Source organism: Oceanisphaera sp., from assembly GCF_052084945.1.
GTDB lineage: Bacteria > Pseudomonadota > Gammaproteobacteria > Enterobacterales > Aeromonadaceae > Oceanimonas.
Map to the genome: position 1 here is coordinate 1 of NZ_JBQDEX010000106.1, position 9,801 is coordinate 9,801.

8 protein-coding genes are annotated in these 9,801 nt (G+C 45.6%); 7 read left to right on the forward strand and 1 reads right to left on the reverse strand.

Features of this window, described 5'->3' with window-relative positions; all coding sequences use genetic code 11:
- Positions 1-284 precede the first annotated feature (284 nt).
- The 4 genes from ACTHY5_RS09685 to ACTHY5_RS09700 all read left to right on the forward strand — a co-directional run bounded on the left by ACTHY5_RS09685 (position 285) and on the right by ACTHY5_RS09700 (position 3,937).
- Complete coding sequence (locus ACTHY5_RS09685) at positions 285-1,304, forward strand: TRAP transporter substrate-binding protein (RefSeq protein WP_441879118.1); 1,020 nt, start codon at positions 285-287, stop codon at positions 1,302-1,304.
- 181 nt (positions 1,305-1,485) lie between these two features.
- Positions 1,486-2,079: a TRAP transporter small permease gene (locus tag ACTHY5_RS09690; RefSeq protein WP_441879120.1), complete on the forward strand. Its 594-nt coding sequence runs from the start codon at positions 1,486-1,488 to the stop codon at positions 2,077-2,079.
- 34 nt (positions 2,080-2,113) lie between these two features.
- Positions 2,114-3,400 (forward strand): TRAP transporter large permease, encoded by a 1,287-nt coding sequence (locus tag ACTHY5_RS09695; protein ID WP_441879122.1) that lies wholly within the window; start codon positions 2,114-2,116, stop codon positions 3,398-3,400.
- Positions 3,401-3,493: 93 nt separating this feature from the next.
- The gene (locus tag ACTHY5_RS09700; RefSeq protein WP_441879124.1) at positions 3,494-3,937 is read left to right on the forward strand and encodes a universal stress protein; all 444 of its coding nucleotides are present in this window, start codon (positions 3,494-3,496) and stop codon (positions 3,935-3,937) included.
- 137 nt (positions 3,938-4,074) lie between these two features.
- Here ACTHY5_RS09700 and norR read toward each other — a convergent pair whose 3' ends face one another.
- Complete coding sequence (gene norR, locus ACTHY5_RS09705; RefSeq protein ID WP_441879126.1) at positions 4,075-5,655, reverse strand: nitric oxide reductase transcriptional regulator NorR; 1,581 nt, start codon at positions 5,653-5,655, stop codon at positions 4,075-4,077.
- Positions 5,656-5,898: 243 nt separating this feature from the next.
- On the opposite strand from norR, the gene ACTHY5_RS09710 reads away from it, so the two are divergent.
- The 3 genes from ACTHY5_RS09710 to ACTHY5_RS09720 all read left to right on the forward strand — a co-directional run bounded on the left by ACTHY5_RS09710 (position 5,899) and on the right by ACTHY5_RS09720 (position 9,552).
- On the forward strand, positions 5,899-8,193 hold the full coding sequence (locus tag ACTHY5_RS09710) for a nitric-oxide reductase large subunit (RefSeq protein WP_441879128.1): 2,295 nt from the start codon (positions 5,899-5,901) through the stop codon (positions 8,191-8,193).
- 146 nt (positions 8,194-8,339) lie between these two features.
- Positions 8,340-8,627, forward strand: a complete 288-nt coding sequence (locus ACTHY5_RS09715) for a flagellar biosynthesis protein FlgE (protein ID WP_441879130.1) — start codon at positions 8,340-8,342, stop codon at positions 8,625-8,627.
- Position 8,628: 1 nt separating this feature from the next.
- The gene (locus ACTHY5_RS09720; protein ID WP_441879132.1) at positions 8,629-9,552 is read left to right on the forward strand and encodes a putative metalloprotease CJM1_0395 family protein; all 924 of its coding nucleotides are present in this window, start codon (positions 8,629-8,631) and stop codon (positions 9,550-9,552) included.
- Positions 9,553-9,801: the final 249 nt, after the last annotated feature.

The window sequence follows — 9,801 nt, forward strand, 5'->3', positions numbered from 1 at the left end:
GTCCCCCACATAATCATTAGTGATGAAATGACTATGCCAAACGCAAGCTTAACGATTATTCTTTGTTGCTCATCTAGTAGCAGCTCTAGCTGATGGTATTTCAAACATCACTGGGAATAAACGCATAAAAATCCACCCATTTATTTAACAAAACTCGACTTATATCAACAAAATACACTTATTCGTGTTAAACCCTTGCGCCTTGCTACTTCTTTTGCCAGTCTATTATTACCTGTAGGATGTTAGAACTCGAATCAATTGATCGACACCATGGAGAGTGCTTAATGAACAAGCAACACAGCTTAAAGCGTACTTTAAAACAGCTCACTGGACTATCTGCGCTGGCATTATTCACCTGCTCGGCCTATGCGGACAACTGGCGTTATGCCCACGAGGAGTATGCAGGCGACGTACAAGACGTTTACGCTTACAAATTTAAAGAATATATCGAAGATAACTCAGACCACACTTTAAAAGTATATCGCTTTGGCGAGCTGGGTGAATCTGACGATATTATGGAGCAAACTCAGGCCGGTATTCTTAACTTTGTTAACCAGTCCCCAGGTTTTACTGGTGCTCTTATTCCTGAAGCACAAATCTTTTTTATTCCTTACTTAATGCCTACGGATATGAACTCGGTAGTAAAGTTCTTCCGTGAAAGTAAGGCCATTAACGAAGACTTCCCTAAACTGTATGCAGACAAAGATCTTACCCTGTTAAAGATGTATCCAGAAGGTGAAATGGTCGTCACACTTGATGAAGTAGCCACCACCCCAAAAGAGTTAAATAACAAGAAAATTCGGGTAATGACCAATCCACTTTTATCAGAAACTTACTCGGCATTTGGTGCAACCCCTACGCCCCTGCCTTGGGGTGAAGTATATGGTGCACTGCAAACCAACATGATCCAGGGTCACGAAAACCCGATTTTCTGGATTGAGTCAGGTAAGTTGTATGAAGTATCTCCTAACCTACTCTTTACTGGCCACGGCTGGTTTACCACCGCTATGATGGCTAACCAAGATTTCTACAATGATTTATCTAGCGAAGATCAAACATTGGTTAAAAAGGCAGCAGATTATGCCTTTGAAGAAATCTTAGACCATATCGATGGCTTAGCAGATAGCTCGCTCAAGAAAATTACCGATAGCAGTGACAAGGTAACAGTCACGCGTTTGAATGAAGAACAAATCGCAGCCTTTAAAGAGCGCTCACCACAAGTTGAAGATAAGTTTGTTGATATGGCCGGTGAGAGTGGCAAGGCATTGTTAGAACAGTTTAAGCAAGACTTAAAAGACTTGTAATTATTTATATCTAACCTCGCCCTGCCCACTGGGTAGGGCTTTATAATAGCTCCTATTCTATTGCAAATTTTAGCACTAAGGTGGGAGCTATTTTTATAGCTGAATTTGCTATTTAACCCTACCTACTAGTGCAGTTTTGACGCCCTAGCTTGTTGGCTTATCACGATATTGGAGTAGAACTATGTCTGAGCCTATCCCTGAGTTAGAAGACGATATCCCAACCTATACATCAGGTTTACCCGGCATATTAGGGGTCATTGATGAGTGGATTGCTCGTGGTGAATCTGTCATGTTGGCCGCTGGCGTATTACTGATGGCACTTAATACCTGTGCTAACGTGATTGCCCGATTTATTTTTGGTGAAGGCTTCTTTTTCTCTGGTGAAATTAACCGGATCTTAATTATTTTTATTACTTTTGCGGGTATAGGCTATGCCGCTCGCCATGGTCGGCATATTCGCATGTCTGCGCTATACGACTCACTGCCGGCAAAATTAAGAAAACTATTAATGATACTCATTGCTTTATTTACAGCCTCTGTCATGTTTTTTCTTGCCTACCATTCTTATGAATATATAGAAACATTGTATAGTCGCGGACGTATATTACCGGCACTGGGATTTAAAATTTGGTGGATTTACGTATGGGCTCCCATCGGCTTTGCCGTTACCGGTATTCAATATTTACTGACCGCAGTTAAAAATATCACCAGCCCCGATGTGTATTTATCTACCGGTGTGGTAGACGGCTACGCCGATACCGAAACCGAAGTGTAACCTGGTATTAATCACCATAAAAAAGGCATAAACCATGGCAACTATATTAATGGCCATCATGATTGTCCTGCTGTTATTAGGCTTTCCTATGATGATACCGCTGATCACCGCCTCAGTGGTTGGCTTTGTAATGATTTTTGATGGCTTTGGCCAAATGGGTACCTTTGTGCAACAAATGATGGCAGGCATTCGTCCCGCCTCTTTAATTGCGGTACCCATGTTTATTTTAGCCGCTGATATTATGACGCGAGGTCAATCAGCTGACCGCTTAATCAACATGGTTATGGCCTTTATTGGTCATATTAAAGGCGGACTAGCCATTAGTACCGCCACCTCTTGTACATTGTTTGGCGCTGTGTCTGGTTCAACGCAAGCTACTGTGGTTGCCGTAGGGTCACCGCTGCGCCCTAAAATGCTTAAGGCCGGTTACTCCGATTCCTTTACCTTGGCATTGATTATCAACGCCAGTGACATTGCCTTTTTGATTCCCCCAAGCATCGGTATGATTATTTATGGGGTGATTTCTAAGACCTCTATTGCTGAGCTTTTTATTGCAGGGGTTGGCCCGGGCTTACTGATCCTGGTCATGTTCTCGTGTTACTGTTTATATTATGCTCATAAAAATAAGGTGCCTACCGAACCCAAAGCCAGCTGGTCTGAACGTGGCGTAGCTGCACGCAGGGCATTATGGCCGCTATTTTTTCCCGTTATTATTGTTGGTGGTATTTATGGCGGTATTTTTAGCCCCACCGAAGCCGCAGCCGTATGTGTGTTATATGCCTTTTTATTAGAGTTCTTGGTGTTTCGCTCACTCAAGTTACCTGAGATTTATAAAATTGCTAAATCAACGGGGCTTATCACAGCGGTGGTATTTATTTTAGTCGCGGTGGGTAATGGTTTTTCTTGGGTATTGTCATTTGCCCAAGTACCGCAAGCCATTTTAGAATCGGTTGGCGTTAACGAAGCTGGCCCCGTCGGGGTGCTGATCGCCATTTGTGTCGCTTTCTTTATCGCTTGTATGTTTGTTGACCCTATAGTGGTGATTTTGGTACTAACACCGATATTTGCGCCGGCTATTGCCGCCACGGGTTTAGACCCAGTATTAGTGGGGGTACTCATCACGCTACAAGTGGCTATCGGCTCGGCAACGCCACCCTTTGGCTGTGATATATTCACTGCCATCGCGATTTTCAAGCGCCCTTATATGGATGTTATTCGCGGTACGCCCCCTTTTATTTTCATGTTAATAATGGCAGCGGCACTCATTATCGCTTTTCCACAAATCGCCCTGTTCTTACGTGATGTAGCATTCCCAGATTAGTACGGCAACAACATAGCGCGATAAGGGATTGGGGTCGAAAAAAGTCGCCCCCTTGAATAGCTTGATACGTACTGCTAACTAAAGGAGTTCTGCGTGTTTAATAAAATAGTGGTGGCTGTTGATGGATCTGCTTTATCATTAAAGGCCGTAGAAAAAGCTGTGCAGTTACAAGGTTTGATACCACACGCTGAGATCTTTTTGATTTGCGTGTATAAGCACCATAGTTTATTTGAAGCTAGTTTATCTATAGGCCGACCTGTAGATATGGATATTCCAGATAAGGTGCTATCTGACTATGCTAAAGAAGTGGTCACGCACGCTAAAGACCATGCACTGTCTGTTGGTGCTATTCAGGTACGTGGCTTTGTAAAAAGTGGCCGCCCTTCAAGGGTTATTGTGCGTTTTGCCCGCGAAAAAGAAGCTGATTTAATTATCATAGGTACTCGCGGTACGCACAGTGACAAAGACGGCATGCTGCTGGGCAGCGTGTCACACCGCGTGACCAGCGCCGCCAAATGTCCAGTGTTAGTAGTTTAAAGTACAGCTACCAGCACTAAGCTAAAGCCTACCTATTGCTCTTTGCCTAAGATAAATGCCCTGTAAACGGCATAAAAATCGACGGTATGGGTGCTGGGTGGGCTTTGTTTATCGCTTACAGCTTACCGCTATCACTTTTATTCTTTCATGCCTAATCGTTTAGCGAGCTTATGTAAGTTGCTCGCATCTACGTCTAACACCCGAGCCGCTTTAGCCCAATTACCTTTGCTGTGAGTCAGAGCGTGTTCAATCGCCTGACATTGGGCTTGACTTGTCGCTTGTTGCAAGCTGATGGGCTCCTTATTACTAATGACTACATCATGAGCCACAGCCGATGCGTTATCATTTGATACCTGATACTGACCTGATGGCTCCCCCTCCATGGCGCACATATCCACTAACCCCGCAGATAAATCAAGCAAGGCCGGCTCTAGGGTAATAATGTCTTCGCGCACCGCCCCTTGGCTAATGGCTTTAATGGCAGCCCGACTGATCACATGCTCTAATTCCCGTACATTTCCCGGCCAAGAGTAATGGCATAATGCCGCCTCAGAGGCTGGCGACAATCGTAAACTGCGCACACCGAGCCGGGTTCTATTAAGCTCTAAAAAATGCCCAGCTAGCACTAATACATCTCGCCCTCGTTCGCGTAAGGCAGGAATGGGCACCGGATAAACAGATAATCTATGGTATAAATCGGCTCTAAAATGACCCTCACGCACACTGTCGTGTAATAGGCGATTAGTGGCGGCAATAATGCGCACATTCACTTTACGTGGTGCATCTTCACCCAAACGCTGTATTTCACCATTTTGTAAGGTGCGCAATAACTTAGCTTGAATACTGAACGGAAGCTCACCCACCTCATCTAAAAATAAGGTGCCACCATCGGCGGCTTCAAAGCGCCCCGCTCGAGCCTGATGCGCCCCTGAAAATGCCCCTTTAATGTGACCAAATAATTCACTTTCTGCCAAAGACTCAGGCAAAGCCGCACAGTTAACTTGCACCAATGGCTGTTGACGACGGCGTGATTGCTGATGCAGACGATGGGCAAATAAGTCTTTACCCACCCCAGTTTCTCCCATTAACAACACAGGTAAGTCAGAGTCCGCAACTACATCTAACTCTTTTAATAATGTATTTAACCGCGTACTTTGACCTAAAATTCCTCTTTGATGCCACTTGGCGCTCTCTTCTGGCATATCTTGGCGAACGAGCCGCAAACTGCGCACATCTTGCTCTAACTGCGTCATTCTAATGGCAGCCACCACCGGCAATGCTAAGCGCTGTAAATAATCTTTGGCCTCTTCATTAAAAATTCCCACCTGAGGAGCATCTAGCGTCAGAGCACCCCATAAGTTTCCCTCTATATAAAGACTAATGCCCATACAATCATGTACATGCAAAGGCTCGCCCACATTCAACTCTAATAATCCATCGTAAGGATCAGGCAAAATAGAGTCCGGTGGAAAAGACACTGTGTCTTGCTGAGCCAGTATCGCTGACAACCTAGGGTGCTTAGCAATAATAAAGCGCCGCCCTATCGCTTCTTGCACTAATCCATCAACCGCGACTGGAGTCAGCGCCTCACTTTCTAAACGCAATAGACATACAGCCCCAGCGCCAAAATGCTCTCGTAACGTGCGCACTAAATTCTGGAGCCGAACGGCACTAGGTAGGTCAGCAATGAGATCGGCTAATAGCCTGTCATAAATCATGGTTAAATTTACCGTAAACGGGTTTTTATAACCCTAAATGATCAGGGTGTAATTTACCACTAATTTATTAAAGCCTTAAAAATCAACACTTTAAAAAATGGCACGCTAGTTGCAAATAAAGTTATGACTAAATGATTCCAACCACACTTTATTCGTAATTTTATCAGCACCTTTATCTGGAGAGTAACACCTTGTTTAACGCTCATTTTCTTACTTTTTTCGTATCACACCAGGAGGTGAACCATGGCTAACTACCGCCGTCTCTGGACGATATTAATCGTCGTTCTTACCATTAGTTTTGCCATACTTGGCTATTTTGGCCGAGAAGTTTATCGCACAGCCCCACCTATTCCGGCACAGGTGATCAGTGAAAGTGGCACAGTACTCACCACCCAAGAGAGGATTTTAGATGGTCAAACCGCATGGCAGTCTGTGGGGGGAATGCAGCTGGGCTCGGTTTATGGCCATGGCGCTTATCAAGCACCAGACTGGACTGCCGACTGGTTACACCGAGAGCTGTTAGCTTGGTTAGAGCTGGCCAGCATAAAAGAATACGGTCTGCATTTTGCTGATCTAAACGATGATCAGCAAGCGGTACTCAACCACCGTTTGAAAAAAGAATACCGCACGAATACCTATAACGATGCCACTGGGATATTAGTTATATCTGACTTGCGCACTGCCGCCATGGCAAAAACCGCCGAGTATTATCATAGCTTGTTTGGTAATGACCCTGAGTACAGTGGTTCACGCAAAAGCTTTGCCATGAAAGAAAATACTTTGCCCAGTGCAGAGCGTCGTACCGACTTAACCCACTTCTTCTTTTGGACTGCTTGGACTGCCGGCACTGAGCGCACACCCGGCGCGGCCACTTACACCAACAATTGGCCACCTGAGCCGTTAATTGGTAACAAACCCAGCGCTGAAAACGTAGTATGGTCATTAGTGAGCATCGTATTGCTGGTCGCCGGTGTGGGTGGCTTTATCTGGGCTTGGGCCTTCTTACGCAAAGAAGATGAAAAGTCTCCCGAAGCACCGGTAAAAGATCCCTTAACCAGCTTTAAACTGACCCCATCACAAAAGTCGCTAGGCAAATATCTGTTTTTAGTGGTGGCTCTATTCACCTTCCAGATCATGATGGGCGGTGCTACCGCACACTACACAGTAGAAGGCCAACATTTTTACGGCTTCGAATTGTCAAAGTGGTTCCCTTATAGCTTATTGCGTACTTGGCACTTACAAAGCGCCTTATTCTGGATTGCCACTGGCTTTTTAGCAGCAGGCCTATTTTTAGCCCCCATTATTAATGGCGGCAAAGATCCCAAGTTCCAAAAACTGGGGGTAGATATCCTATTTTGGGCGCTGGTTGCAGTAGTGGTAGGTAGCTTTGCGGGTAACTACTTAGCCATCGCACAAATTATGCCGGCCAACCTCAACTTTTGGTTAGGTCACCAAGGATATGAATATGTTGACCTAGGTCGAGCTTGGCAGATTGGTAAATTTATCGGTTTAGTACTGTGGCTGGTGCTCATGCTACGCGCCATGGTGCCTGCACTGCGCCAGCCCGGCGAAAAGCATATGTTACTGCTGCTTACCTGCTCTGTGATTGCCATTGGGCTATTTTATGGTGCCGGTTTCTTCTACGGTGAGCGCACCCATATCTCTGTGATGGAATACTGGCGCTGGTGGATTGTCCACCTATGGGTAGAGGGCTTCTTTGAGGTGTTCGCCGCTGTAGCTCTGGCCTTTATTTTTTACAATATGGGTTTGATTTCTAAGCGTATGGCCACTGTTGCCAGCTTGGCTTCAGCATCATTGTTCTTAATTGGTGGGGTGCCTGGTACCTTCCACCACATGTATTTCTCAGGAACCACAACACCGGTAATGGCAGTAGGAGCCACTTTTAGTGCCCTAGAAGTAGTGCCATTAGTAGTGATGGGCTATGAAGCATGGGAAAACTGGAGCTTAAGAAAAAGTGCTCCTTGGATGGAAAAAATGAAGTGGCCTTTAATGTTCTTTGTGGCAGTGGCTTTTTGGAACATGTTAGGTGCCGGCGTATTAGGCTTTATGATCAACCCCCCTATTGCGCTCTATTACATTCAAGGCCTAAACACTACTGCCGCTCACGCCCATGCCGCCTTATTTGGAGTGTACGGTTTCTTGGCTCTAGGCTTCACATTGTTAGTGCTACGCTACATTCGCCCTAACCTAGTGTTTAGCGACAGCTTAATGAAAACCGCATTTTGGTGGTTAAATGGTGGCTTAATACTCATGCTGTTCACCAGTCTACTGCCAGTGGGTGTTATTCAGTTTGTAGCCAGTGCCAGCGAAGGCTTGTGGTATGCCCGCAGCGAAAGCTTTATGCAACAAGGTTTATTACAAACCCTACGCTGGGTGCGCACCTTTGGCGACATCGTCTTTATCGTTGGAGCCTTGGCCGTAACATGGCAGGTGATTATTGGCTTGCGTTCAAGCGGCCAACAAGCTGAGCTCGAGAATATAGCAAAGCAAGACACGGTAGAGCTGGCCGCTAAGTAACGATTAGTGCAACAGCCATTATATCAAGACCGCTACGGCGGTCTTTTTTACGAGCTAAGCTCAGATAAAACAGGACAACACTTTCATTTAGGGTATTAATGGTTAATAATTAAACATCAGGCTATAAATAATATAGGAGGCGTACTATGAATATTCAATCGCCGTTTTCGGCAGGTTTGCAAGGCTATCAAAGAGCCGCCGATAGCGTGACAGACGCGTCTCTTAATATTAGCCGAGCTAATGTGAATACACTGGCGAATGAATCTCAGGCGCGCCCTGAGGTTAATCCTGATCAATTTGTTGATGCCAGCAAAAAAACCATGACCGATAATCTCGTTCAACTTAAAGAAGCCGAGTCACAGGCTCAAGCCAACGTCAAAACGATAAAAACAGCGGATGATATGCTCGGCACGCTGATTGATATTCGGGTGTAATATGCAGATACCTCATTCCAATCAAGAACTGTTTCCCCTTGCTCAACCAATGGCGGCCAGCCAAATACAGCAAGATAATGCTCAACGTCCGCTGATCAGCCCAATTACCGAAACCGACACTGCTTCTAGCCGACAATCGGCCACAGATAACTTTACGTCATCTGAACAAAAAGCCGCACCTGAGCTTTACAAGAGTCAAGGTCAGCCTGAAGGCGCAGCAAAAAAGATAGCGCAAAACAGCGAGCAAGCTGAGGTGCAAGCGACTGAGGAAAATACGGACGAAACAAGCGATGACAAAGAGCAAGCTGCGATAGGCGCTCAAAAAAATGCCGCCGGTAAAGAGCTCTCTATAGAGCAGCAAGAAGAACTGCTGCAACTGCAACAACGTGACCAAGAAGTGCGGGTGCACGAGCAACAGCATGCCAGTGTAGGGGGCCAACATACAGGCTCAGCAAGATATGAATATGAAACCGGCCCTGATGGTAAACAGTATGTGGTTGAAGGCTCAGTTTCGGTTGATTTGTCACCCATAGCCGGTGACCCTAACGCCACCATAGAAAAAATGCAGCAAGTTAAGGCCGCAGCGTTAGCTCCAGCCGAACCCTCGAGCGCCGATAAAAATGCCGCCGCTCGTGCCGATCAACTAATAGTAGAGGCCAGAGCCGAGCTCCAGCAAGCCAATGAGCCTGAATCAGAAGGCCGCGCGCTTGATGAGAAATCCACAACTACCGCTACGACACCAGCCAATGCAGAGACTTCGAGCACAGCATCAACCTCTGCAATTAAGTCACCCACTGATATTGCAACAGACACCCCAACGGCTAAAGATGCCAATGGTCAAATGGAGCAAAGAAATCAAGTGATTGCTGGCGTCTATGGCCAGGCCGCTAAAGTTCAGTCGCAACAACTGCTTAATCTCGCTTAATCCTCAGCAAACCATAGCACCAACAGCTTTACATAATACGCCATACGAAAAACGCTCAGCTTCGTTTTTAACGTATGGCCTAGAGCGTACGGCTTTTTCTTAACTTGACGCAGCCTTTTAATACCAATCTGTAAAACTAACTGATCAAAATAGCCCTTAGTTTTTTACTTAATACAAACTGACCATATACTTACTTAGATTGGTATAACCTTGCAGGTATCAACCCCGTGACTCACTTAAAATACCTAG